The sequence below is a fragment of the Nostoc sp. DedQUE08 genome (assembly GCF_034530895.1).
In the GTDB taxonomy this organism is placed as follows: Bacteria; Cyanobacteriota; Cyanobacteriia; order Cyanobacteriales; family Nostocaceae; genus Nostoc.
In genome coordinates this window covers 22,106-47,558 of sequence record NZ_JAVRCD010000008.1, presented here as the reverse complement: position 1 = coordinate 47,558, position 25,453 = coordinate 22,106, and the positions used below count along the sequence as shown (strand labels likewise).

The following is a 25,453-nucleotide window of genomic DNA, read 5'->3' as shown; positions in this document are numbered from 1 at the left end:
AATCTTTGCTCAATTATTTTTAAATTTCTATTATCCCCCAGTCACCTCCAAGTTAAACCCAGTGATGTAGCTTGCTTCTTCGCTCATCAAAAACGCCACTCCATTTGCTACCTCTTCCAGGCTTCCCAAACGTCGCATTGGTACTGAATTGATCATCTGTTGCTCAACTACCTTGGGATTGGCGTCAAAGTATTGCGATCCTACTGCTGCTTGTAATTCGGTTTGTCGCGTCCACATAAAACCAGGGCCAATCAACGCAGGTGAGAGTGCATTCACCCGAATGCTGTAAGGAGCCAAGTCTTTTGCTGCTGTTTGAGTCATTCCAATGACCGCAAACTTAGAAGCAGCATAAGCCAACATATTTGGTGGCCCGACCACCCCTGCATAACTCGCCATATTGACGATCGCACCTCCACCTACATCGCGTAATTGCTGTGCAGCCGCCTTGAGAATGTGGAAAACGCCGACAACGTTAATGTCGATCACCTTTTGAAAGTCGTCTTCAGGATATTCGTCAGTCTTGGCAAACGCTCCTTGATAACCGGCATTATTAAATACATAGTCGATGCGCCCAAGCTGCTTTACAGCACCAGTAAAGGCTTTAGCAACATCATCACTAGATGTAACATCACAACGAAACGTGCCGACTGGAACGTTGTACTCTTTTAGTTCCCCAGCGACATCTGTCATCTTCGGTTCATTCAAATCTAGCAGGGCTATTCCTGCCCCATTAGCAGCAAAACGGTGTGCAGTTGCCTTGCCAATATCTCCTGCACCGCCAGTAATTAGGATCGTCTTACCTGCAAACTGATAAGTTGCTTTTGCCGTCATAGATTCAACCTCTTATTGAAGAATTGTTGCAAATGACCGTGATGGAAATCAGATTGGTATGATTTCTATTATTGAGCTTTTGCCCAATAATAGAGCATAAAATCAAAAATTTATTTCCTTCGGTTTTTACTTTAAAGGAGTCATGCGATGCGTATTCGCCGCTTCGCTAAAGTGCTGGTTGCATTTCTCGCTGGAATAATGCTGGTGCATCTGCTATATGCTTGCTCACCGCGCTCCCAAGCCGCAGAGAAAACTAAAGTAACGATCGCCACTGTTAATAATGGCGACATGGTGGTGATGCAAGGGCTTTCTCGCAAATTTGAGGAAGCTAATCCTGATATTCAACTCCGGTGGGTTGTGCTGGAAGAAAATGTGTTGCGTCAACGCACAACTACAGATGTTGCAAGTCAAGGTGGGCAGTTTGATGTCATGACCATCGGTTCTTATGAAACACCAATCTGGGCTAGACGGGATTGGTTAAGACCCTTGGATCTAGGCGCAAACTATGACGTAAACGATTTACTCAAACCCATACGTGAAGGACTTTCCAATAACGGCAAACTCTATGCCGTGCCATTCTATGGGGAAAGTTCCATGCTGTACTACCGAAAAGACTTGTTTGAAAAAGCTGGAATTGCAGTTCCTCAACAGCCAACTTATCCCCAAATGAGAGAATGGGCAAGCAAAATCCACGACCCAGCGCATGGAGTTTATGGAGTTTGCCTGCGCGGAAAACCTGGTTGGGGTGAAAACGTCGCATTTGTTTCCACATTGGTTAATACCTATGGTGGACAGTGGTTTGATATGAAGTGGCAACCAACGATCAATACTCCAGCTTGGAAAGAGGCGATCGCCTTTTATGTCGATCTGCTCAACAAATATGGGCCGCCAGGAGCTAGTTCTAATGGATTTAACGAGAATCTGGCGTTATTCTCAACGGGTAAATGTGGTATGTGGGTAGATGCAACCGTTGCTGCGGGTTTATTATCCAATCCCAAAGAATCCCAAGTTTATAACAAAGTTGGCTTTGCCCGTGCGCCAATTGAAAAATATCCCAACGGTTCAAACTGGCTTTGGGCCTGGGCGCTAGCGGTTCCAAAAACCTCAAAATCACCGGAAGCCGCGCAAAAGTTCGTTGCTTGGGCAACATCAAAGGAATACATTCAACTAGTTGCTAAGGAAAATGGCTGGATTGCTGTACCACCAGGGACTCGGACTTCCACTTATGAAAATCCCAACTATCGAAAAGCTGCCCCCTTTGCTGAAATAGTACTGGCAGCAATTCAATCTGCTGATATTACCCGTCCATCTGCACAACCAACTCCTTATAAGGGAGTTCAATATGTGGATATTCCAGAGTTTCAGGCGATCGGTTCTTCTGTCGGGCAAACCCTGGCAGCAGCGTTAACCAATCGGACTTCGGTAGACCAAGCCTTGCAGCGATCGCAGAAATCGACTGAACGTTTCATGAAACACACGGGTTATATCGAATGAAATGGGGCATTGGGCATTGGGCATGGGTAAAAAGAGCCGATGCTCAACTACAAAACATTCAAAATCTAAAATCCAAAATCTAAAATCTAAAATTTCTTTGGGTTATGTCTTCTTCATTAGCGGTAAAACCTCAACACGAAACGCCACCACCCACGAAGCAACGGACTACGCGGCAAGTGTCAACCTTACCTCTGGTTGCGCCTTCGGTCGTTGTCCTACTGCTGTGGATGATTGTGCCTCTGGTGATGACTATATGGTTTTCTTTTCAGCGTTATAACTTGCTGAATCCAGATGCACGTAAATTCATCGGGATTGAAAATTTCACTTTCATCCTCAGTGACTCAGCTTTATGGACATCGATCGCCATCACAATAGTTTTGGTTATTTCTGTTTTAGCAATCACAATTGGTCTGGGGACACTACTAGCAGTATTATTTGACCAAGACTTTTATGGTCGTGGAGTGGCGCGGGTACTAGCAATCTCCCCATTTTTTGTTATGCCCACAGTTAGCGCCCTGATCTGGAAAAATATGCTGATGCATCCAGTGAATGGGCTATTTGCTCAAATTACTAGAGGCTTGGGTTTAGGGGCAATCGATTGGTTTGCCAGCGTTCCCTTGCTTGCCATCATTATTATTGTGTCCTGGGAATGGCTGCCCTTTGCCCTGCTGATTTTGTTGACTGCAATTCAGTCACTCGATCGCGACCAGTTAGAAGCTGCGCGGATGGATGGCGCAAATGCGATCGCTCTATTTCGTTTCGTTATGCTACCCCATCTAAGTCGCGCCATTTCTGTGGTTGCCATGATTGAGACAATTTTCTTCCTGACTATCTTTGCCGAAATCTTTGTTACCACGGGCGGCGGGCCAGGACTTGCAACCACTAACCTTGCCTATTACATCTTCTTAAAAGCCTTGCTGGAATTCGATGTCGGCGGTGCTTCAGCCGGTGGATTAATTGCCGTAATCCTTGCCAACATCGTGGCAATCTTTTTGATGCGTAGTGTTGCTCGTAATTTGGATACTTAATGCCAAGTTTCCCAAATAAGGCTACCGAAGCTAACTTTTCTAATTACGAATTACGAATTACGAATTACAAATTACGAATTAGCATTATGGCACGTAAAACCTCGAAGATTTGGCTATGGACATTACTCGGCTGGCTTGCTGCCTGCATATTGTTTTTTCCAATTTTCTGGATGTTTCTCACCAGTTTCAAAACTGAAGTCGCGGCAGTATCAACTCCCCCTCAGTTGTTTTTCCGCCCGACATTGGAGAATTATATTGCCATCCAAGATCGGGCAAATTATTTCAATTATGCATTTAACAGCGTAGCGATTTCCCTTGGTTCGACTATAGTCGCACTGCTGCTTGCCGTACCTGCTGCCTACGCAATGGCATTCTTCCCAACCAAACGCACCAAGGGGACTTTACTCTGGATGCTGTCTACCAAAATGCTACCACCCGTTGGTGTGCTAGTACCAATCTACATTTTGTGTCGCAACGCCGGATTGCTGGATACTCACATCGGTTTGATTATTATTTATACCCTGATTAATTTACCAATCGTCGTCTGGATGATTTACAGCTTCTTCAAAGAAGTTCCTAAAGAAATTCTCGAAGCCGATCGCATGGATGGAGCAACCACACAGCAAGAACTTGTTCATGTCTTGCTACCATTGGCAGTCCCCGGAATTGCCTCCACTGCATTGCTTTCGATTATTTTGTCATGGAACGAAGCATTTTGGAGCTTGAACTTGACAACGGCAGATGCCGCCCCACTTACAGCCTTTATTGCTTCTTTTTCCAGCCCTCAAGGATTATTTTGGGCAAAACTTTCGGCAGCATCAACATTGGCGATCGCACCCATCCTCATTTTCGGTTGGCTGAGTCAACGGCAATTAGTCCGGGGTCTGACTTTTGGTGCTGTGAAATGAGTGAAGGCAGACACTCTTAAAGCTTTGCGTAAAATCGTGGCAAATTGAGGGTTGAAATTTAAACGCATAGGCGCTTCGCCTTCCCGCAGGGTAGGGGCGCAGAGGTAAGCGCAAAGGTACGCAGAGAATTTGCTACGAATTAATTAAATGTTGCACTCTTCTCTGTGTGACAAAAACTTAAACTCATTAATGGAAATATTTTATGTCAACAGTTGCTTTAAGAAATATCCATAAAACCTACGCCGATACAGAGATTATCAAAGGCATTGATCTCGACGTGGGCGATCGCGAATTTGTTGTCTTCGTCGGCCCCTCCGGCTGTGGAAAATCAACCTTACTCCGCATGATTGCTGGATTAGAAGAAATTTCCTCCGGCGATTTACTCATTGATGGACAAAAAGTCAATGATGTGCCACCCGATAAACGTGGTTTAGCAATGGTGTTTCAAACTTATGCCTTATATCCCCACATGACAGTGGCAGAAAATATGGCTTTTAGCCTCCGGCTTGCGGGTATGCAGAAAGCCCAGCGTTATGAAAGGGCGCGTGAAGTCGCTCGTATCCTGCAACTGGAGCCGCTTTTGAACCGGAAGCCCAAAGAATTATCGGGAGGACAACGGCAACGCGTGGCGATCGGTCGTGCTTTGGTGCGTAATCCCAAAGTATTTTTGTTTGATGAGCCACTGTCCAACCTGGATGCTTCATTGCGGGTGCAGATGCGGATTGAGCTTGCCAGTTTACACGACAGCCTGCAAGCCACCATGATTTATGTTACCCACGATCAAGTTGAGGCAATGACCCTTGCCGATAAAATTGTGGTATTACAAGGCGGCATCATCGAACAAATGGGTTCTCCTCTGGAACTCTACCATCATCCCCGCAATCTATTTGTCGCCGGATTTATTGGTTCGCCAAAAATGAACTTTATTTCGGTGACAGTTTCAGCCGTCAATGACTCTGGGGCAACAGTTAGACTCCCTGGTGACGCAACCGTAACAATTCCAGTGAAGCCCAAAACCTTGTCAGTTGGGGACAGAGCAACATTAGGAATTCGTCCCGAACATCTGCGGCTCGATCGCAATAACCCAAGCGTGAATGGTGAAGTATTAGTCGTAGAACGATTGGGCGGAGAAACCTTTCTCTACATCAAGATTGCGGGTGGCGAAACCATAGTTGTGCAAACAGACGGGGATAATCCAGCCAACATGCACGATTACGTTCCGATTTACATTAATGGTGAGCTTTGCCATCTGTTCGATCGCGACGGTGAAGCCATCCCCAAAGTTCATCGTCACCACCTAACCCAGAATGAATCCCATGAACAGCAATATCAGCACAGACTCAGCAATCAAGCTGAATGAAGCATCTTTGTCTCATTTAGGCAATAACATTCGCGTACCCAATTACGATCGCCATCAAATCACAAACGGTATTGTCCATATTGGTGTGGGTGGGTTCCATCGCGCACATCAAGCTTTATACCTGGATAATTACTTTCATCAAAATCCCGCTAGTGAATGGGGAATTTGCGGGGTTGGGCTACTAGAATTTGATAAACGGATGCGGGATGCACTTAAATCACAAGATTGTTTGTATACCTTAGTCGAAAGATCCCCAGCAGGCGATCGCGCCCGTGTGATTGGAGCAATTACAAAATATCTATTTGCCCCAGATAACCGCCAAGCTGTAATTGACACCTTAGCAGATCCCAAATGCCGCATCGTTACCCTCACCATTACCGAAGGTGGCTACTACTATATTGAAGGTAGCGGTGAATTCGATGTCAATCACCCAACAATCCAGTACGATTTGCAGCATCCCGACGAGCCAATTGGAGTATATGGCTTTTTGACAGCAGCCCTTAATCGCCGCCGTCAACAAGGAATCGCACCATTTACCGTGTTGTCCTGCGACAACTTGCAAGGTAACGGCAATATTGCCCGCAAAATGTTAACCGCATTTGCCCAAATGCAGAACCCGGAATTAGGGCATTGGGTTGCTGAACAGGTAGCTTTTCCTAACTGCATGGTCGATCGCATTACCCCCGCCACAACCCCAGCAGATATCAAAATGGTGGCGGAACAGTTTAACATTGATGATGCCTTTCCAGTTGTTGCCGAACCGTTTCTTCAGTGGGTAGTCGAAGACAATTTCAGCGCAGGTAGACCTGATTGGGAATCAGTTGGCGTTCAGATGACGAGTGATGTTCATCCTTACGAGATGATGAAAATCCGGTTGCTCAACGCCAGTCACTTGTTGATTGGCTATCTCGGCTCCTTAGCAGGTTATACATACGTCCATGAAGTTATGGCAGATGCATTAATCCGACAAGCCGTCGATAATTTGATGGCAGAAGTTACGCCCACACTTCAACCCGTACCTGGAATTGATTTAGATAATTACAAAAAAACCTTAATTGAACGCTTTGCCAATCCTAAAATTCGAGATCAACTCCCGCGTCTTTGCCTCAATAGCTCCGCTAAAATGCCAAAATTTGTTTTAGGCTCAGTCCGTGACGCGCTGCATCAAGGAGGGGCAATTGAATACATGAGCCTAACGGTTGCTGCTTGGTTCCGTTACCTCAATGGAAACGATGACCAAGGCAATACTATTCCCATTGATGACCCAATAGCAGGTACTCTAACTCAATTAGCTGATTCCAGTGGTAGCGATGCCAAACCATTGCTTAATTTAACTGAGATTTTTGGCGATTTGTCCCAGTCACCGCTTTTTGTTGAGTCAGTTACGAATCATTTACACAGATTGTATAAGTTTGGAGCGAAAGAAACATTAGTCAAAACTTAACCAAAGAGTGAAAGCTGTGAGCTTTGAAGGTGGAAGTTTCATTTCTGCCTTCTGAATATTAAGAATTTGGAGGGGCAATTGACTGACATCGTAGTTGGCTTAGACTTGGGTACAGGAGGAGTAAGAGCGATCGCAGTTGACCTCCAAGGGCAAATTATCGCTCAGTCAACCAGAAGCTATCCCCTGTTAACTCCACAACCCGGTTGGACGGAACAGAACTCATCGGATTGGGTGGAAGCAAGTTTGGATGCTCTCTTCGATGTTACTCAACAGCTAAACGGACATCGACCGCTCGCCCTCGGTTTGTCTGGACAAATGCATGGTATGGTTCCTCTCGACGCGGAAGGCAAAGCAATTAGACCGGCAATTTTGTGGAATGACCAGCGCACGGGTAAAGCTGTTGCTGAGATTGAAGCCACCATTCCCCGTCAAGAGTTGATCCAGCGCACTGGAAATCCGGCAATTACAGGCTTTCAACTGCCGAAGCTCCTATGGTTGCGGACTGAAGAACCACAAGCCTATACTCGATTGTGGCAGATTCTTTTGCCCAAAGATTATCTGAGATATGTGCTAACAGGCGAAGCAGTAACAGAACCGTCTGATGCCTCTGGTGTCGGCTGTCTGAATCTGGCAAATCGGCAATGGGATACAGATATTCTCGATGCTCTCGATATCAGCCCCGCGTTATTCCCCCCAGCCATCGAATCTACCGCGATCGCTGGACGGCTCAAATCAGAAATAGCCGCCCGTGTGGGATTACCTGTGGGATTACCTGTGGTTGCAGGTGGAGGTGATAATGCCGCCGCCGCCATCGGTTTGGGCATCTCATCAAGCAACCTAAATCGGGGTAGTTTGAGTATTGGCACATCGGGAGTTATTTTTGCACCGTGCGATCGCCCAATTCCCGATCCCGAAGGTCGGGTACATTTATTCTGCCATGTGGATGGTGGCTATCATCTGCTGGGAGTGACGCTAGCAGCTGGTGGTTCTCTGCGTTGGTATCGAGATACATTTGCACCGCATACATTCTACACCGATTTAATGGATATGGCAGAGCGATCGCAGCCTGGTGCGCGTGGTGTGCTATTTCTACCCCACCTCGCAGGAGAACGCAGTCCCCACCTCGATCCAGATACTCGTGGTGCTTTCGTGAATTTGTCATTAGCTCATACACAAGCAGATATAACTCGCGCTGTCCTGGAAGGGGTTGCATTTAGCTTGCGGTCAGCATTGGAGGTAATTAGTGCGATCGCTCCCCTCGATCAACTCTTAGCAACGGGTGGAGGCGCACGTTCTCACATCTGGTTACAAATTTTGGCAGATGTTTTGCAAACAAAACTCATTGCACCCAAAGCTGAGGAAGGAGCTGCTTACGGAGCAGCTATTTTGGCAATGGTAGGGATTGGTGTTTATCCGAATTTAGAAGCTGCACTCAAGATTTTATCGCAGGATAATAATGTAGTACAGCCGCAGCCAAATCCTTTATATGAAGCAGGATTTAAGCGCTACAAGCTACTTTACGATACATTGAAAGCTGTTCGTTGAGAATTAAATTATCTTAAAGTTAGAGTGAATTACTGAAGATTTACAGAAAAAATAATATACATTATGTCACTCAGTCGTAGCGACCTCGAAGCTGGAAACATACAGACAAGACTATTAGAAGCATCACACTCTGGAATCAAGCTAACTACCCTGAGCGAAGATGAGTTACAGCGATCGCTCGATGAAACATTACAACAGCAGCCACCAAATTCTGATATTTGGATATTTGCCTACGGTTCGCTGATTTGGAATCCTCTAATCACATACGTCGAGCGCCGTGCTGGGATCGTTTATGGTTGGCATCGGCGCTTCTGTACATGGATGATCCTCGGTCGCGGTACTCCAGATAATCCCGGATTACTCTTAGGACTCGATCGGGGTGGTAGCTGTCGTGGCGTTATTTATCGGATTGCTGCTGCTGATGTCCCATCCGAATTACTGCTGATTTGGCGACGGGAGATGTTGGGTGGTGTCTACATTGCTCGTTGGGTGAAGGTATTTGATGGTACACAGGAATTCCTAGCGATCGCTTTTGTTGCTAATCGCCAACATCCCAGGTACGCTCATCAAATACCATTCACAACTACTGTGAATAGCATTGCCACCGCATCGGGAAAATTGGGTTCCTGCGCTGATTATCTGATGAAAACTGTTGAGGGATTAATCAGTGAAGGCATTAAAGATAGACAATTACTCTGGTTACATAAACAAGTGTTGGCAAAACAACAAGCGCTTTTAGTTAGTGGCGATCGCTCTATACCGTCTATTTCCGGGCAACAGCCATGATGTGAGCGCTCATCCCCAACATAGAGGGTTCGGTTTCTAACCAGCGAATTGCTTCTAAAAGGCGATTGCAGCGACCTACATCATTCCAGTGTTCCTGAAAGTTTTGTAATAACCAGCCTGGCCCTTCAATCGCTAAAATCTTTTCAGAATGTAAGCCCGCTTCTTCAACCTCTGCTTTGAGTTCTTCTGGATGATGAAAGAAGGTTTTTGTAAAGTAGCGAGGATGGTTGTTTGGGTTGCGGTGTTGACCATCAATCAAATCCTGTTTAACAATCTCTACAAACTCAGGATCGTCTAAATGTCCGCCAAATAATCCATCTAAGGTTGAAGCAAAACGAGAGACTCCCGCAGCAAAAACAAAACCTCCAGTTTTTAAGATCCGATGAGCTTCACGCAAAGCAATAATCCGATCTGTGCGCTCAGTCAAATGATACAAAGGCCCAAGTAAGAGTACAGCATCAACGCTATTATCCGCCCGATTGAGTTGCCGAGCATCTCCAACTGCCAAACTAGCTAGAGGATATTCTGGTTGAGCTTGAGACAAATGCCGAGCTTGCTCTATGTGCAAAGGAACCGCATCAATAAGATGGACTTCATAGCCTTGTTGAGCAAGCCAAAAAGAATAAACGCCAGCGCCACCGCCAACATCGAAAATGACTGCGGGAGGAGGCGGTAGGTAACGGTTAATAAGTTCTTGGCTTCGGGCTAATTCCAGCAAACCTGCACCTTTTGATAACCGATCTTGCTCCCGACCACTCGCGTAATGGATTAACGCTTCATCTCCAAGCAGATTGTTTAATTCAGATAAATCTGGCATCGTGAATCTCAACTTCAATCAAATCATTATCTTTAAGGTTATATAGCTCCCGAAGTTTCACATCGCAAGCTATCTCAATAATTGTTTTCGGATGATCTCCACTTTCGGTATTATTTTTGTCTGTTCTTAAGATAAAAGCATCTCTGCCAAATATCTTACAGGGAACAATGCTCACAGAAACAGTCCCTCCATATTCTTCCTTTTCCAGACGCATAACATTTTTCGGAAGATGGTAATGTCGATCTAACTGAATATTTAAAGTTCCAGGGAAGAATTTCATTCCGGTTTTTCTCAAGTAATATTCTTGGAGTTTCTCAATCCAGTAAGAAAAGTTTCCTAAACCACTAACAACCTTACCTTTTAAGATTCTCATATATCTTTATGTATATAAATAAGCTGGTATTTATATCGGTTGAACTTAAAGAAAAATTCAAAATTCAGAAACAATAATTTGTCTCTAACTCTTTCCCCTGCTCCCCTGCTGCCTATTTGTATCAACCTTAAAGTAAAATGGTATTAGAGGGGAGTAGTACTGATACCACGCACAAAAATATCTACACAGGTTTCGATATAGTCCTCACAGCTATAGTTGCCTTGATTGAATTTTGCACTGCGGCATAGCATTCCAGCCAATAGCATTCCTGTAAACATATCGACAGCCGGAAATGGATCGAGGTCTGCTCGGACAGTGCCTCGTTTCTGACTCGATTGCAGGTAAGCCACCAGTTTTTCCCCTAAGGGCTTGGCAGCTTCTTGAATAACTTGTTTAGCTGCTTCTGGATGACGTTTGGCTTCTCCAATGAAGGTACGAATTAAGTCCTCCTGTGTCTCTAGCATAGTATTGTAGAGATGGGCATACTGTTTTAAATCAATTTTTAGATCCTGTGTCCACGCTTCGGGGTATGCAAGGGCTTCTGTCTGGAGTGCCAAGGCATTCTTCATTACTGCTCCCAGAAGTTGTTCTTTGCTAGCAAAGTGGCGAAATAAAGTCACCTCATTTACACCAGCAACACGAGCTATTTCACGGGTAGTTGCTCCTTGAACACCTAAACTGGCAAATACCTGCAAGGCGGCTTCTATCAAACGTGTACGGGTGAGAGTTGATGAACGGATGGTTTTGTGCATTTATGCTGGCAAGTACTTACTTTCATCATAGATTATGTAGAAAAAGTGGTCGTAATTTAGGGAAAATAGTATTGATGCCAACATTTTTAAAGTTATTAAAAATATTTACTTTCTCAAATTGATTTCGGTGCAGTAGCTAATGTTTTACTCATTTTAGTAACTGGAACAAATATCCCACTTCTTAAATAATGAGGTGCTTTTTGGATGGCTGTAAATCCCAGTCGTAAATAAAACCCTTCAGCATAAAGGCTAGCGGTTGTAATTACCTTATCTATACCTTGCTCAGTTGCTTCGTCGCAAAAATGTTGAACTAAAGCACGGCCAACCCCTTTACCTTGATATTTAGGATGGACATACAGCCCGATGAGTTCATCAACAATGAAACTAGCAAAACCGATAACACCATCTCCCTCGATCGCAACCCAGAAAGATTCTGCTTTCATACTCTTCAAGATATTTGAACCATCAGGTTTATCGCGGTAATTGCGCCAAGCTAAAAGTTCTTTTTGGGTGTAGAAAGTTGCAGGTAGAGCTTTGATAGCAGCAATATGAATTGCACTCAACACCCACGCATCTGTTTCTTGGGCAGGTCGAAGAGATATTTCGTTAGCGCTCATAGTTCAGGGCTGGCATTCAGATTACAAGAGAAGGCAGGGGCAGATCGCTTTTAGCGTCTCCCCTTGGGAGAAGGCAGGAGGAAAAAAGTATGAATAAAAACTTTAGTTCTGGGTACATTGCCCAGTTTAAAAAGAAGAATTGTTCTGTAAGCTATGTTACAGCTTCCGTAACACACCGAAAATCGGAAATGGTGCGTTATGTGTTTCACGCTAATACAATCTACCCTATCTTCTAATTATTTGCGCCTAGCTATTTATTAGCAGTTTGCAATTGAGTCACAACTCGCTGGACAATTTGCCGTCTGATTTCCTGAACATTGTGACTTGCATCTATAACGCGAGCAAGTACAGCCGCAGGGGCAGTTTGGGGAGAACCACTGTTAAAGGGTGGTTGGGGATTGTATTCAATCCCTAGTTGAATTGCTTGGGCGAGCGCTTCCCCAAATAACTCAGCAGCTAGAGCCAGCCCAAAATCAATGCCAGCTGTCACACCACCGCTTGTAATTCGATTGCGATCGATGACTATTCTTTGGGCAACTGTCTTCACTCCTAACATCTCAAGTAAATCCAACGATAGCCAGTGAGTAGTGGCGCAATAGCCCTGAAGTAAACCCGCCGCCGCCAGCAGCAGCGAACCAGTGCAGACAGCCGTAACATAGCGAGCTTGTTTCCCTTGGGTTTTGAGAAAGCCGAGGAACTTTTCATCTTCCATTTTGGCATTGATACCTGGGCCTCCTGGTACAAATAACACATCTAAGGCTGGGGCTTGAGCAAAGGTTGTGTCAGGTAGAAAAGTCAGGCCGCAATCGCTTTGAATTGGTTCGAGTGTTTCCGCCAGCAGATATAATTGCGCCTTTGGCAATTTGGCAAAGACTTCGTAGGGGCCCGTAAAATCTAACTGCGTCACATCTGGGAACAATACTATTCCAATGGATAGAGAAGAAATTTGTTCTGTAACAGTCATTATTGATACCCTTGTTCGCAAAAATTCCGATCGATTGCTCCTGCAACTTGCCCAATAGTATAACTCTAGAACTATAAACTACGGTAATTGCATCAACAAAAAGTATAAAAAACTCTAATTATCACTAATTCTATCGACAAACCGTATATTATGGATAAAGCAAAAAAATAACCAACTTCAAAAGACAAATTTTGAATTAATCAAGCAATATCTTGTGATATTTGGCTAATTTTATTGTGTTTATTTTAAATGTCTTCTCAAAGCTTGCTCCCTTAGAGTATTTACCAAGCTAGCAGACATTAGAAAATCAAAAGGAGTGAATGTGATCAACGCCATACAAATTAACGAAAACTTGACAACAACAGGACAAGTCATACCGAAACAGCTTGAGCAAGCTATTCAAGAAGGTTTTAAGTCTGTTCTCAATTTGCGATCGCCTGATGAACTAGGATTTTCTAAGGATGAGCAAAAAGTAGCGGAAGCATTGGGGCTGTATTATCAAAATGTTCCACTCAAGGTGGATCTGAAAAATTTGAATGAAGAGGTGATTACCAAAATCCTCACGACACTCGAACAAATCCCGAAACCAGCAGTTGTGCATTGTGCCGCCGGGATGCGATCGACTGGAATTGCGCTGTTGAGTATCGCTATCCAGGAAGGATTAACACCAGAGGAAACTTTAGCAAAAGCAAGGAATCTCGGTTTTGGATTCTTTGAACACGCTGGCGTTAGTCCCCGATTGAAGCAATTATTTGTGGACTACGTTAACAAACACGCGAAAGTAGCTTTACCAGCTAGCTGCTCTTAAATGGATGTTAGTTATTTCTATTGTTATGTCCTAATAGACTAGAAGGCTGCTATACAAATCATTGAAGAAGAATTCAGAATTAAGATGCTCTAGTTCCACAGAATTCAATTCTGTTAGCCGATAGCTAAGGTTTAGCCCATTCTGGCTCCTGACTTCAGAATTATTTCTTCTTAAAAATTCAAAACTGCTCTTGCTGAAAGTAGACAAGAGCAGTTTTGAATAGCAAAGCCCAAAATAAGAATTTAGGCATCTTCAAGTTCAAATTGAGCCACCGTAACAGCATTAAAAGCGAAAGCTAAAACTAATGGCATCGGCGACTGAAACCAAAAGGTAAAAAGAACAGCTAGGATTGTGCCAATTACTGCGGATATTGACCACAATCGTTCTTCAAAAGTCAGCCCTTTTTCGGCTTTAATCAATCTGAGAACATGAACTGGAATTGGCTCCGGCATTACCCCACCCGGAGGAAAAGCCCAGAAGTTATTACGTCGCTCAACAAATAAATCTGTCCAGCCATTTTCTTGGCACCATGCCTCAATCCATTGAAGTGAGTAATGATTCATCATCGGGTTTCGGAGTTCGGTTTGTAGAAGTTGTGTACTTGGTGAATGTAAACTCTTGGAGATTCCTGAAGAACTAACTAATCGTTATAAAATTAACGCTAATTATCGAGTTTTAAGCTTTGTTAAGCAATTGAGACGCATATCATTACGCTCAAATCTTGCTTTCATTAATTAAAAGACTAACAGTTCATGGGGGCTGTTGAATTTAAAATACAACAAACTTTACTTGAAAAATGGGAAGTCAAGAATTGTAAATAACTCCGTGAGTATTACTGCTCAAAAAAACTTTTTATATCTTGAAAATTTAAATCTACGAATGAAGAATTGTAAATAAGTCAACAAGCATAGACTATAGGAAATATTGCTTTATCAGCTAAATTATTCCTTTCGAGTTAGGAATTTCAAGTTTTATCTTTATTAAGAGTCGATAGATTATGCTTTGCGTCTCTATTTTGCTAAAGCTTGTTTGATGTGAGAAACAATTTATACTCAGTCATTGCGATCGCTATTGTATTTAATAAATATTGTTCTGAATATCTAATTTTAGTGCGATCGCAGATTGCCCCTCTCTACCTCAAGTAGCAGGGAGAATTTTGCTAAAGTAAGAAGTTTATGCTCTTTTTGCGTTACAAAATATTAAGCAACGGAAATACACGTTTTCCAAGTCCAGTAGCAAGGCTGCGAGTCTCAATTAGTACGATCCAGTCTTGCTAATATTCAAATGCGGTAATTAAATGCGGAAATTATACACTAAATTGGCTCTCAATATCTTTTGGCGGCAAACACTAGCATTCCTTCTCGGAATTATTATCTGGTGTGTGGCCGATCCAGCAGTGGCAGTAGACTGGACTCATCCACTGTCATTTAGCAATGCAGAGCTATCAAGACGTGATTTTTCTGGACAGAGTTTGCAAGCTGCGGAGTTTTCTAACGCCAATATGGAATTGATTAACTTTACAAACGCTGACTTACGCGGAGCAGTTATGAGCGCTTCAGTGATGACAAAAGCAAATCTCCACGGAGCAGATTTAACGAATGCAATGGTCGATCAGGTAAACTTGACTAAGGCAGATTTGAGCGATGCAGTTTTCAAAGAAGCTCTTTTGCTCCGCGCCATATTTAATGATGTAAATATAGACGGTGCAGATTTTACAGATGCAATTTTGGATAGAGCGCAAATTAAAGAACTGTGCGAAAAAGCCAGTGGTGTGAATTCCAAAACAGGCGTGCAAACTCGTGATTCTCTAGGATGTCAATGAAGCGTGTTGGTGTAATTGGTGGCGGACAACTAGCCTGGATGATGGCAGATGCAGCACAGAAGCTAGGAGTAGAATTAATAGTACAAACTCCAAGCGTTCACGACCCGGCCGTGTCAATCGCTCAGGAAACTGTTTTTGCGCCAGTTGATGATGCAAATGCTACGGAAATATTAGCTCAAAAATGCGATGTTATCACCTTTGAAAACGAATTTGTTAACCTGCAAGCTTTATCCGGTTTAGCACAGCAAGGCGTTTGTTTTCGTCCCAGATTAGAAGCTTTAACTCCTCTTTTAGATAAATATCATCAGCGTTGCTATTTACGCGACTTAGGCTTACCAGTTCCTCAATTTTTCGCCCTTGACGAGGTAGAAAATCTCAAATCAAAAATAGAATATCTAGGTTTTCCAGCAGTCTTGAAATCCCGCCGTCATGGTTATGACGGTCAAGGTACTTTCATAATTCAGGATTTTGCTGCTTTAGAACAAAAGCTAAGTCATGAAACCACAACAAAGACTTTAAATCGATCGCTATTCTTGTTAGAAGAATTTGTTCCTTTTGAAAGAGAACTAGCAATAATTGCAGCTCGTTCTGTGGAGGGAGAAATTGTCACTTATCCAGTAGTGGAAACCCAACAAGAACAACAAGTGTGTCGGCGGGTGATTGCGCCAGCAGAGATTACGTCCAATCAAGTAGCAGAAATCCAAGCGATCGCACATACTCTATTAAATAGCTTAGAAGTAGTGGGAATTTTTGGAATTGAGCTATTTCTTAGGGCTGATGGCAAAGTACTGGTAAATGAAATTGCACCCCGCACCCACAATTCTGGGCATTTTTCTCTTGACGCTTGCGAAACTTCTCAGTTTGAGCAACACCTGAGAGCAGTTTGTGGTCTACCTTTGGGGAATCCGGCTTTGCAGTGCGCTGGTGCTGTGATGGTGAACCTACTGGGGTATGAAAATTCTCACAGCGACTACCAAAGCCAGTGTCAACAAATAGCAGAAATTCCCCAAGCGCACGTTCACTGGTATGGGAAGACAGAATCACGTCCTGGGCGAAAATTGGGACATGTCACTGTTTTGCTGGATAATCAGAATCGAGAGCAAGCGATCGCGATCGCCCACAGCATAGAATCTATCTGGTATCCCAGGTAAATAGATCGGAAAGTTTCGATATTGAACACACAACATCTTTTGAAAAGCTATAATGAGTGAGTTGCACTACGACGTTGGTGACTGCCATCAAGTTTTTTGATCTATGCCTTTAATGACAAGGGAGTCAACTGTTCTCGTGGCAGTATACCGGGCATGTACCCGGAAACTTTAAACGAGGAATTTAGGTTCCCACCTGGATAAACCCAGGTCATAAACTTAGGTAAAACGGCGTCGCGGTGAACTTAAAATTATTAGCTCCCAAAGTCAGTTAGAATTTGGGAGCTTTAATTATTTCAATCAATTTAAAATAAGCGAACTGACAGTAAAGATTGCCATATTTTTGGGAAACCTAGATACTGAGGTCTCAAGAATTAAGCCCTATGGTCAGCATTCCCGGATATCAAGTTAGCAAAGAACTCTACAACGGTTCTCGAACCTTGGTTTATCGTGCTAATCGAGAAACTGACCAAAAATCTGTGGTGATTAAGCTGATGAAAACTGCTTATCCCAGCTTCAGTGAATTGGTACAGTTTCGCAACCAGTTCACCATTGCCAAAAATTTGAATCTACCTGGAATCATCCAAACCTATAGTCTGGAACCCTATCAGAATGGCTATGTGTTAGTGATGGAAGACTTTAGGGGAATTTCTCTAAAGCAGTGGCAAGGTAGAGGAGAGAATAGGAGAATAGGGGAAACACCACAAGCTCTGATTGAGTTTTTACAAGTAGCGATCGCACTGTGCAATACATTAGATATTCTAATTCGTCATCGGGTCATTCACAAAGATATTAAACCCGCCAATATTTTAATTAATCCAGAAACTAAAGAAGTTAAGTTAATTGACTTTAGTATTGCATCTTTATTACCACGAGAAACTCAAAGCCTCATGAGTCCTAATGTATTAGAAGGGACACTTGGCTATTTGTCTCCAGAGCAAACTGGAAGGATGAATCGGGGGATTGATTACCGTACTGATTTTTATTCTCTGGGTGTAACTTTTTACGAATTACTAACAGGGCAATTACCATTTCAATCGCACGAACCAATGGAATTGGTACATTGTCATATTGCCAAACTTCCGCCTTTAGTACATGAAATTAATCCGCAAATTGCGCCTGTACTCTCATCGATTGTTAGCAAACTGATGGCGAAAAATGCCGAAGACCGTTATCAGAGCGCATTTGGGCTGAAATATGATTTAGAAAATTGTTTAGCTCAACTCAAGGAAACGGGTAAGATTGTAAGTTTCCCAGTTGCTCAACGGGATGTGTGCGATCGCTTTATTATCCCAGAAAAACTCTATGGGCGCGAGCATGAAGTTGAAACTCTGCTCAAAGCCTTTGAACGCGTTAGCAACAACCAAACAGAACTAATGCTGGTGGCTGGTTTTTCTGGTATTGGTAAAACTGCTTTAGTTAACGAGGTTCACAAACCTATTGTCCGGCAACGGGGCTACTTCATCAAAGGCAAATTTGACCAATTTAATCGGAATATTCCCTTTTCCGCTTTTGTGCAGGCATTTCGAGACTTAATGGGACAATTACTGAGTGAAAGTGATGTCCAATTGTCAACTTGGAAAAATAAAATTTTACAAGTGCTAAGGGATGAGGGGCAAGTCATTCTTGAGGTAGTTCCTGAACTAGAACAAATTATTGGTCAACAACCACCTGCAACGGAACTTTCACAGAGTGCAGCCCAGAATCGCTTCAATTTACTCTTTCAAAAGTTCATTCAGGTATTCACCACAAAAGAACATCCATTAGTAATTTTTCTTGATGATTTGCAGTGGGCTGATTCTGCATCGCTAAAATTGATGCAGTTGTTGATGAGCGAGTTAGGAAGTGGAGCTTTACTTTTAATTGGCGCTTATCGAGACAATGAAGTATCTACCGCACATCAGTTGATGTTGACTTTAGCGGAGATTCGCAAAGTCAATGCGACAATTCACAGCATTACTTTAGCCCCGTTAAGTAAAACGAGTTTAAATCAATTGGTAGTTGATACCTTGAGTTGTTCGAGTAAAACTGCCCAACCACTAACGCAACTCGTCTATCAAAAAACTCAAGGAAATCCATTTTTTGCAACGCACTTTCTCAAAGTATTATATGAAGATGGGCTGATTACTTTTAATTTTGCTCAAGGTTACTGGCAATGTGATATTGCTGCTGTGAAAGCACTTGCTCTTACCGATGATGTTGTAGAATTCGTAGCGCTACAGTTGCAAAAGTTGCCAGATGCAACGCAAAATGTGTTGAAATTAGCCGCGTGTATTGGCAACTCTTTTGATTTGCTAACCTTAGCAATTGTTTCTGAACAATCAGAAACCGAAACGGCAGCATCTTTATGGAAAGCTTTGCAAGAAGGGTTAGTTTTACCTACTAGTGAAGTTTATAAATTTTTTCAAGATAATGAGCATAATTCTGACTCAAACCCCTTAAACTCTAATTTCCAAATCCCCATCTATAAATTTTTACACGATCGCGTGCAGCAAGCGGCTTACTCTCTAATTCCAGATGAAGAGAAACAATTTACCCATCTTAAAATTGGTCAATTACTCTTGCAAAATACCTCGGAATCACAACAAGAGGAGCGCATTTTTGAGATTGTCAGTCAGTTGAATCGAGGAATATTGTTAATTACCCAACCGACTGAACGTCAACAATTAGCTCAATTAAATCTGAATGCTGGTCGAAAAGCAAAAGAAGCTACCGCTTATGGTGCAGCAATTCATTACTTGTATTCTGGAATGCAGCTGCTACCGATTAATAGTTGGGAAATCGCCTACGAATTGACTAGAAGTTTATACGAAGAAGCTGCCGAAGCTGCTTTTCTCAACAATGAATTTGAGCAGATGGAATCTCTGATTCAGGTTGTCATCGAACAAACAACCACCTTACTAGATAGAGTGAAAGTTTATGAAGTGCAACTCCAAGCTTATCAGGTTCAGGGTCAACCATTGCAAGCGATCGCAACTGGATGCGAACTTCTCGCTCAACTTGGGGTAACATTACCTGAATCAGTAACACCTCTAGACATTCAGCAATATGTAGTAAACACGCTCTCCACCTTGGCAGGCAGAAGTATTCAGGGCTTAGTTGATTTGCCATTAATGGATGATACCAAAGCTTTGGTTGCTTTGCGGATTATGGCTAGCATTGCTCCCGCCATCCACCAGACTTCTTCCTATCTGTTACCAATTATTGCTTGCGAAGAGGTGAATTTATCTCTTAAATACGGCAATGCACCACTTTCTGCACCAGGATATGCAGATTTTGGAATTGTACTTAATATTTGTAACCAACTCGAGTCAGGCTACGAATTTGGCCAGCTAGCTTTAATACTTGTGGATAGATTTCAAGCAAAATCTGTTCAAAGTATGACTCTATTTAAAGTGGGTGCATTGAATCAATTTAATAAACAACACGTTCGCACCTCAATTAGTTTATTACACGAATCCCATAGTCTTGGATTAGAAACAGGCGATTTTTTTCATGTGCTGGCATCGATGATTTTCAAGTTATTCTATGTCTATTTAAGTGGCACAGAAGTTTTAGAAATTCTCTTAGCAGATGTCAAAGCCTACGAGTCTAATTTTGCCCAAAATCAGCGCTTATTAAATTGGTCGAATATAATTTGTCAAAGCATTAATAATTTAACCGAATCTAGCGATCGCACAGAGCGCTTCATTGGTGAAGATGATCGAGATGAACAACTATTATCTGCGCTCATTAAAGAAAATGACGAATTAACACTCCATGTATTTTTCTTAAGTAAGTTAACACTAAGTTATTTGTTTGAGAATTTTCCGGCGGCAGTTGAAAATGGAAATCAGGGAGAGCAATACCTCAACGGTGGCGCAGGAATGCTATCTGTGCCTGTTTTCTACTATTACGATTCTCTGTCTCGTCTGGCTGTCTATCCAACGGCTGAACCATCTCAACAAGAACAATTACTCTTAAAGGTTGGTGAAAATCAGGAAAAATTGCTGTTTCGAGCCAACTTCGCACCGATGAATTTTCAGCACAAATTTGATTTGGTGGAAGCAGAACGCCATCGGGTTTTAGGCGAAAAAATAGCAGCAATAGAATTGTACGATCGCGCCATAACTCTAGCGAAAGAAAACCAATATATCCAAGAAGAAGCCTTGAGCAATGAACTAGCTGCCAAGTTCTACCTCAATTGGGGCAAAGAAAAAATTGCCCAAGCTTATATGCAAGAAGCTTATTACTGCTATGCTCGTTGGGGCGCTAAAGCCAAAACTGAGGATTTAGAAAAACGCTATCCTCAACTTCTGGCTCCCATCTTACAAGGGCAGTATCATCGCTTTCAACACAGTTCAACCGTCGATGCATCATCATTTCCTCATCAAACCATCCACACAAACCTTTCTAGCAGCAGTATTTCGGAAGCACTCGATTTTGCCACCATCTTTAAAGCCGCACAAGTTCTCTCCAGTGAAATTCAATTAGAGCAGTTGCTCACTACCCTTTTGCAAGTAGTGATGGAAAATGCCGGCGCACAAAAAGCTGCTCTGCTTGTACTTCAACAGGACAACTTGGTGGTTGAAGCTGTAGCTACCATCAATGAAGGAGTGGCTCTGGTATCTATACCATTATCAACCAGTGAAGGCATTCCGATTACACTGGTGAACTATGTCAAACGCAGCTTAAAAACTGTTGTGCTGGATGATGCGACAGCACAAACTGATTTTATCGCCGACTCATATTTTATGCAGCAACAACCTAAGAGTGTGTTGTGTACGCCGATGTTAAATCAAGGTAAACTCATCGGGCTGCTATATTTAGAAAATCCGTTGACAATTGGTGCATTTACGAGCGATCGCACCGAAGTTATCCAACTGTTATGCGCTCAAGCTGCCATCTCTCTAGAAAATGCCCGTCTTTATCAAGAATCTCAAAATTATGCCCAAGAGTTAGAGCGATCGCTACAAGAACTTGAGCATACCCAACTACAAATGGTGCAAAATGAAAAAATGGCAACCTTGGGTAATTTGGTTGCTGGGGTGGCACATGAAATTAATAATCCGATTGGATTTCTTAAAGGCAGTGTTAACAATGCCGAAGAGTATATTCAAGACTTACTCGCTCATATCCAATGCTACCAACAACATCATCCCAATCCGGCGATCGCAGTCATTGAGCATGGCGAAGAAATTGACCTAGAATTCCTGACTGAGGACTTACCAAAGTTAGTAGACTCGATGAAGGTGGCTTCAGAAAGGATCAAAGATATTAGCATCAGTCTCCGCACCTTTTCCAGAGCCGATACAACTGAAAAAGTTGCTTGTAACCTCCATGAAGGGATTGAGAGTACCCTGTTGATTTTGAAGTATCGCCTCAAAGCTAACGAAAAACGTCCAGCAATTGAAGTCATTACTGAATACGGAAAATTACCACCAGTTAAGTGCTTTTTAGGACAGTTAAATCAAGTATTTATGAACATCTTTGCTAACGCCATTGATGCCTTAGATACTTCCTGCGAGGGGCTTTCTTTTGCTCAAGCCCAAGCAAATCATCACCAAATACTGATTCACACCGAAGTATCCAGTGAAGAAAATATGGTGGTAATTCGCATCAAAGATAACGGTCAGGGGATGCCAGAGGAGATTAGATCGCGGATATTTGACCACCTATTTACAACCAAAGAGGTTGGGAAAGGAACAGGATTGGGACTCGCGATCGCTCGTCAAATTGTCGAAGAAACCCATGATGGGCGGTTGAGTTGCAATTCTGTGCTTGGCGAAGGAACAGAATTTGTCATTGAGATTCCAGTATTTTAAAGAATTTGCGATTTTCTTCGCAATGCATAACGCTTCTAATTTTTCGGTAATGTGGAGAACAGGAATAGCATAATTCTACTAAATCTGTATACCTTGATTCTAAATGAGGTAGCGTTCAGAGTTAAAATTACACAATTGCGTTAAATTGTGGTTAAAACTACAAAAAATTGTTAAAACAACTAACTAATACCGTATTTCCAGCCTCGATCTTCCGACTAGAGAGTGGTTTAACTTTTATTCATCAAGAAATTCCCACTACTCCTGTAGTTGTGGCGGATGTTTGGGTGCGTGCTGGAGCCAGCTTAGAGCCAAAACCGTGGTTTGGCATGGCGCACTTTTTAGAACACATGATTTTTAAAGGTACGGCGACGCTACCCCCTGGAATGTTCGATTCCAAAGTGGAAAATCGGGGTGGCGTCAGTAATGCAGCGACAAGCTATGATTATGCTCATTATTCACTCACCACAGCTGCTCTTTATTTAAAAGATACTCTGCCCTACTTGGGAGAACTACTACTCAATGCGGCAATTCCAGAAGATGAATTTAGCCGCGAACGAGACGTGGTACTAGAAGAAATTCGCTCTTGTCAAGACGATTCCGACTGGATAGGATTTCAAGCGCTGATTCAAAGCATCTATCCGCATCACCCTTACGGACGTTCGGTGTTGGGTACAGAACAAGAACTGATGCAGCAATCGCCAGAAGCAATGCGCTGTTTTCACCGCACTCACTATCAGCCGGAAAACATGACGGTGGTAATTGCCGGGGGTATAGCCCAGCAACCAGCTTGGGAAATGGTAAATCATTCCTTTGCTGATTTTGCCGAACCCTCAAATTGTCCGCAGTTGGAGAAAGTGACAAAGCCAGCGATCGCCGGAATTCATCGTCAAGAATTGTGTTTACCACGCATAGAACAAGCGCGATTGTTGATGGCGTGGCTGGTACCTGGAGTGGAAGATATCCGTACTGGCTATGGTTTAGATTTCTTGTCAGTGTTATTGGCAGAAGGGCGGACTTCGCGTTTAGTGCATGATTTGCGAGAAGATTTGCAATTGGTACAGGGAATTTGCAGTAGTTTTTCTCTACAACGAGAATCAAGTTTATTTACAATTACTGCTTGGTTAGAACCAGAAAATCTGGAGGAAGTTGAGTCTTTAATTTGCGCTCATTTGGATGATTTGCAGACTAAAGGAATTAGCGAACAAGAAGTTACCCGTATACGCAGACTTCTATGTAACGAGTATGCCTTTTCTACCGAAACGCCAAATCAACTGACAGGGCTTTATGGATATTACAATACCATCGCCCAAGCTGAATTAGCTGTGACATATCCCCAACAGATTCAGTCTTTTGATGCCCAAGAATTGCAAAAATTAGCTAAACAGTATCTCTCGCCGCAAAATTACGCGGTTACTGTACTTAAACCGTGTTAGTTATTGGGCATTGGGCATTGGGCATTGGGCATTGGGCATGGGGCATTGGGCATTGGGCATTGGGCATTGGGCATGGGGCATGGGGCATTAGTTTTTGACAAAGGACAAATGACAAAGGACAAATGACAAATGACAAATGACAAAGGACAAATGACAACCTTGCTGCAAAAATCGCCCATCCATCGCACTGTATTGAACAATGGGATTGTCGTGCTGGTGGCAGAAAATCCGGCTGCGGACATTATTGCAGCGCGAATCTTTGTGCGTGCCGGTAGTTGTAACGAAAATCGGGAAAAAGCAGGGTTAGCACATTTGTTATCAGCAGTGATGACAAAAGGATGTGATGGACTTTCTAGCTTGGAAATTGCAGAAAAAGTCGAGTCTGTAGGGGCGAGTTTGAGTGCGGATGCTGGCACTGATTATTTTTTGCTATCTTTCAAGACGGTAACATCTGATTTTGGGGAAATTTTAACATTGGCAGGGCGGATTTTGCGATCGCCGACTTTTCCTGAAACTCAAGTGGAACTAGAACGGCGTTTAGCACTCCAGGATATTCGTTCTCAAAAAGAGCAACCATTCAATGTCGCCTTTGAACAAATGCGGCAGGTAATGTACCAAAATCATCCCTACTCCATGTCAGTGCTGGGAGATGAAACCACCATGAGCCGCTTAACTCGTGCGGATTTAGTGGAGTATCACCAGACTTATTTTCGTCCAGATAATGTAGTTATTAGTATTGCTGGTAGAGTCACACCCACAGATGCAGTAGCATTAGTGGAAGAAGTTTTTGCTGATTGGCAAGTGCCAGCTCAGGCAGTACCAATACTGAATTTACCTGAGATTAAGGTAGAGCCGCAGGTAAGGTTAAAGCCAGTACAGACACAACAATCAATCGTGATGCTTGGGTATTTGGGAACATCGGTGAGTTCTGTTGACTACGCCGCCCTGAAGTTGCTGTGTACTTACTTAGGAAATGGGCTTTCTAGTCGATTGTTTGTCGAATTGCGGGAAAAACGAGGTTTAGCTTACGAAGTATCCGCTTTTTACTCCACAAGGCTATTTCCAGCCTCCTTTGTAGTTTACATGGGTACAGCACCAGAAAATACCAGCATTGCTCTAGAAGGATTGCGTACAGAAGTAGATTTGTTGTGTACCACGGAAGTATCCGAAAGCGCACTCCAAGCTGCGAAAAATAAGATCCTGGGGCAATACGCCTTGGGTAAACAAACCAACGGGCAAATTGCTCAGATATACGGCTGGTATGAAATTTTGGGCTTAGGAATTGATTTTGACACCAAGTTCCAAGAATTGGTTGCGGCGGTGAGTGCCAAGGATGCGATCGCTTCAGCTTGTAAGTATTTAAAAGAGCCTTACTTGTCTTTAGTTGGTCAAGAAGAAGCAATTAATCGAGCGATCGCGAACTGAGAATGTGCCGCAGCTTTGCCCATCAAAGATATTGTAAAATCTAGCAGCTGTTTTTTCGACCAAGCGGCTGTACCATTAGCATGAGAATATTCTG

Annotated in this window: 20 protein-coding genes and 1 other RNA gene; 14 read left to right on the top strand and 7 right to left on the bottom strand. The window is 43.1% G+C overall.

The features are described from left to right. Positions 1-30: 30 nt before the first annotated feature. A complete protein-coding gene (locus RMY64_RS07510; RefSeq protein WP_322699726.1) occupies positions 31-831 on the bottom strand; it encodes an SDR family NAD(P)-dependent oxidoreductase in 801 nt (266 codons plus the stop codon). 147 nt (positions 832-978) lie between these two features. Here RMY64_RS07510 and RMY64_RS07505 point away from each other — a divergent pair, with 147 nt between their 5' ends. The 7 genes from RMY64_RS07505 to RMY64_RS07475 all read left to right on the top strand — a co-directional run bounded on the left by RMY64_RS07505 (position 979) and on the right by RMY64_RS07475 (position 9,396). Further along, positions 979-2,325, top strand: a complete 1,347-nt coding sequence (locus RMY64_RS07505; protein ID WP_322699725.1) for a sugar ABC transporter substrate-binding protein — start codon at positions 979-981, stop codon at positions 2,323-2,325. Positions 2,326-2,429: 104 nt separating this feature from the next. Then, positions 2,430-3,353: a sugar ABC transporter permease gene (locus RMY64_RS07500; protein WP_322688333.1), complete on the top strand. Its 924-nt coding sequence runs from the start codon at positions 2,430-2,432 to the stop codon at positions 3,351-3,353. Between the two features lie 86 nt (positions 3,354-3,439). Next, complete coding sequence (locus RMY64_RS07495) at positions 3,440-4,261, top strand: carbohydrate ABC transporter permease (RefSeq protein ID WP_322645705.1); 822 nt, start codon at positions 3,440-3,442, stop codon at positions 4,259-4,261. Between the two features lie 202 nt (positions 4,262-4,463). Then, the gene (locus RMY64_RS07490) at positions 4,464-5,621 is read left to right on the top strand and encodes a sn-glycerol-3-phosphate ABC transporter ATP-binding protein UgpC (protein ID WP_322699723.1); all 1,158 of its coding nucleotides are present in this window, start codon (positions 4,464-4,466) and stop codon (positions 5,619-5,621) included. Further along, positions 5,578-7,065 carry a mannitol dehydrogenase family protein gene (locus RMY64_RS07485; protein WP_322699722.1) on the top strand — a complete coding sequence of 496 codons (1,488 nt, stop codon included), beginning with the start codon at positions 5,578-5,580 and terminating at the stop codon, positions 7,063-7,065. Before RMY64_RS07490 ends, RMY64_RS07485 begins: the two co-directional genes overlap by 44 nt. 78 nt (positions 7,066-7,143) lie before the next feature. Further along, positions 7,144-8,610 (top strand): xylulokinase, encoded by a 1,467-nt coding sequence (xylB, locus tag RMY64_RS07480; RefSeq protein WP_322682695.1) that lies wholly within the window; start codon positions 7,144-7,146, stop codon positions 8,608-8,610. Between the two features lie 63 nt (positions 8,611-8,673). Then, complete coding sequence (locus RMY64_RS07475) at positions 8,674-9,396, top strand: gamma-glutamylcyclotransferase (RefSeq protein ID WP_322682696.1); 723 nt, start codon at positions 8,674-8,676, stop codon at positions 9,394-9,396. On the opposite strand, the gene RMY64_RS07470 is transcribed toward RMY64_RS07475, so the two are convergent. The 5 genes from RMY64_RS07470 to RMY64_RS07450 form a co-directional block, all read right to left on the bottom strand. Then, positions 9,374-10,213, bottom strand: coding sequence for a class I SAM-dependent methyltransferase (locus tag RMY64_RS07470; RefSeq protein ID WP_322682697.1), 840 nt, complete (start codon positions 10,211-10,213; stop codon positions 9,374-9,376). The two genes, RMY64_RS07475 and RMY64_RS07470, sit on opposite strands and share 23 nt — an antisense overlap. Continuing rightward, a complete protein-coding gene (locus RMY64_RS07465) occupies positions 10,197-10,586 on the bottom strand; it encodes a DUF120 domain-containing protein (RefSeq protein WP_322682698.1) in 390 nt (129 codons plus the stop codon). Before RMY64_RS07465 ends, RMY64_RS07470 begins: the two co-directional genes overlap by 17 nt. Positions 10,587-10,729: 143 nt before the next feature. After that, positions 10,730-11,338: a TetR/AcrR family transcriptional regulator gene (locus tag RMY64_RS07460; protein WP_322673064.1), complete on the bottom strand. Its 609-nt coding sequence runs from the start codon at positions 11,336-11,338 to the stop codon at positions 10,730-10,732. Positions 11,339-11,451: 113 nt separating this feature from the next. Beyond that, a complete protein-coding gene (locus tag RMY64_RS07455; RefSeq protein WP_322699721.1) occupies positions 11,452-11,955 on the bottom strand; it encodes a GNAT family N-acetyltransferase in 504 nt (167 codons plus the stop codon). A gap of 250 nt (positions 11,956-12,205) precedes the next feature. After that, complete coding sequence (locus RMY64_RS07450) at positions 12,206-12,919, bottom strand: DJ-1/PfpI family protein (RefSeq protein WP_322673066.1); 714 nt, start codon at positions 12,917-12,919, stop codon at positions 12,206-12,208. A gap of 322 nt (positions 12,920-13,241) precedes the next feature. Between RMY64_RS07450 and RMY64_RS07445 the strand changes: the two genes are divergently transcribed. After that, complete coding sequence (locus tag RMY64_RS07445; RefSeq protein WP_194040625.1) at positions 13,242-13,727, top strand: beta-lactamase hydrolase domain-containing protein; 486 nt, start codon at positions 13,242-13,244, stop codon at positions 13,725-13,727. A 242-nt stretch (positions 13,728-13,969) separates the two neighbouring features. Here the strand turns inward: RMY64_RS07445 and RMY64_RS07440 are convergent, their stop codons facing one another. Continuing rightward, positions 13,970-14,293, bottom strand: a complete 324-nt coding sequence (locus tag RMY64_RS07440; protein WP_322688342.1) for a hypothetical protein — start codon at positions 14,291-14,293, stop codon at positions 13,970-13,972. A gap of 731 nt (positions 14,294-15,024) precedes the next feature. Between RMY64_RS07440 and RMY64_RS07435 the strand changes: the two genes are divergently transcribed. From RMY64_RS07435 to RMY64_RS07410, 6 genes are all read left to right on the top strand, one after another. Next, the gene (locus tag RMY64_RS07435) at positions 15,025-15,549 is read left to right on the top strand and encodes a pentapeptide repeat-containing protein (protein WP_322699720.1); all 525 of its coding nucleotides are present in this window, start codon (positions 15,025-15,027) and stop codon (positions 15,547-15,549) included. Then, positions 15,546-16,700, top strand: a complete 1,155-nt coding sequence (locus RMY64_RS07430) for a 5-(carboxyamino)imidazole ribonucleotide synthase (protein ID WP_322699790.1) — start codon at positions 15,546-15,548, stop codon at positions 16,698-16,700. The genes RMY64_RS07435 and RMY64_RS07430 overlap by 4 nt, the downstream gene beginning before the upstream one ends. Before the next feature lie 60 nt (positions 16,701-16,760). Further along, positions 16,761-16,944, top strand: a non-coding RNA gene (gene ssrS, locus RMY64_RS07425) — 6S RNA. A 136-nt stretch (positions 16,945-17,080) separates the two neighbouring features. Continuing rightward, a complete protein-coding gene (locus tag RMY64_RS07420; RefSeq protein ID WP_322699719.1) occupies positions 17,081-22,501 on the top strand; it encodes an AAA family ATPase in 5,421 nt (1,806 codons plus the stop codon). 167 nt (positions 22,502-22,668) lie between these two features. Then, positions 22,669-23,934 (top strand): pitrilysin family protein, encoded by a 1,266-nt coding sequence (locus RMY64_RS07415; RefSeq protein WP_322699718.1) that lies wholly within the window; start codon positions 22,669-22,671, stop codon positions 23,932-23,934. Positions 23,935-24,084: 150 nt separating this feature from the next. Beyond that, complete coding sequence (locus tag RMY64_RS07410; RefSeq protein WP_322699789.1) at positions 24,085-25,359, top strand: pitrilysin family protein; 1,275 nt, start codon at positions 24,085-24,087, stop codon at positions 25,357-25,359. Positions 25,360-25,453: the final 94 nt, after the last annotated feature.

Coding starts and splice junctions, on each gene's coding strand:
- RMY64_RS07510 (WP_322699726.1), bottom strand. CDS start 831: ATGACGGCAAAAGCAACTTATCAGTTTGCAGGTAAGACGATCCTAATT.
- RMY64_RS07450 (WP_322673066.1), bottom strand. CDS start 12,919: ATGACTGTTACAGAACAAATTTCTTCTCTATCCATTGGAATAGTATTG.
- RMY64_RS07440 (WP_322688342.1), bottom strand. CDS start 14,293: ATGATGAATCATTACTCACTTCAATGGATTGAGGCATGGTGCCAAGAA.
- RMY64_RS07475 (WP_322682696.1), top strand. CDS start 8,674: ATGTCACTCAGTCGTAGCGACCTCGAAGCTGGAAACATACAGACAAGA.
- RMY64_RS07485 (WP_322699722.1), top strand. CDS start 5,578: ATGAACAGCAATATCAGCACAGACTCAGCAATCAAGCTGAATGAAGCA.
- RMY64_RS07500 (WP_322688333.1), top strand. CDS start 2,430: ATGTCTTCTTCATTAGCGGTAAAACCTCAACACGAAACGCCACCACCC.
- RMY64_RS07455 (WP_322699721.1), bottom strand. CDS start 11,955: ATGAGCGCTAACGAAATATCTCTTCGACCTGCCCAAGAAACAGATGCG.
- RMY64_RS07465 (WP_322682698.1), bottom strand. CDS start 10,586: ATGAGAATCTTAAAAGGTAAGGTTGTTAGTGGTTTAGGAAACTTTTCT.
- RMY64_RS07470 (WP_322682697.1), bottom strand. CDS start 10,213: ATGCCAGATTTATCTGAATTAAACAATCTGCTTGGAGATGAAGCGTTA.
- RMY64_RS07430 (WP_322699790.1), top strand. CDS start 15,546: ATGAAGCGTGTTGGTGTAATTGGTGGCGGACAACTAGCCTGGATGATG.
- RMY64_RS07435 (WP_322699720.1), top strand. CDS start 15,025: ATGCGGAAATTATACACTAAATTGGCTCTCAATATCTTTTGGCGGCAA.
- RMY64_RS07420 (WP_322699719.1), top strand. CDS start 17,081: ATGGTCAGCATTCCCGGATATCAAGTTAGCAAAGAACTCTACAACGGT.
- RMY64_RS07460 (WP_322673064.1), bottom strand. CDS start 11,338: ATGCACAAAACCATCCGTTCATCAACTCTCACCCGTACACGTTTGATA.
- RMY64_RS07490 (WP_322699723.1), top strand. CDS start 4,464: ATGTCAACAGTTGCTTTAAGAAATATCCATAAAACCTACGCCGATACA.
- RMY64_RS07505 (WP_322699725.1), top strand. CDS start 979: ATGCGTATTCGCCGCTTCGCTAAAGTGCTGGTTGCATTTCTCGCTGGA.
- RMY64_RS07410 (WP_322699789.1), top strand. CDS start 24,085: ATGACAACCTTGCTGCAAAAATCGCCCATCCATCGCACTGTATTGAAC.
- RMY64_RS07495 (WP_322645705.1), top strand. CDS start 3,440: ATGGCACGTAAAACCTCGAAGATTTGGCTATGGACATTACTCGGCTGG.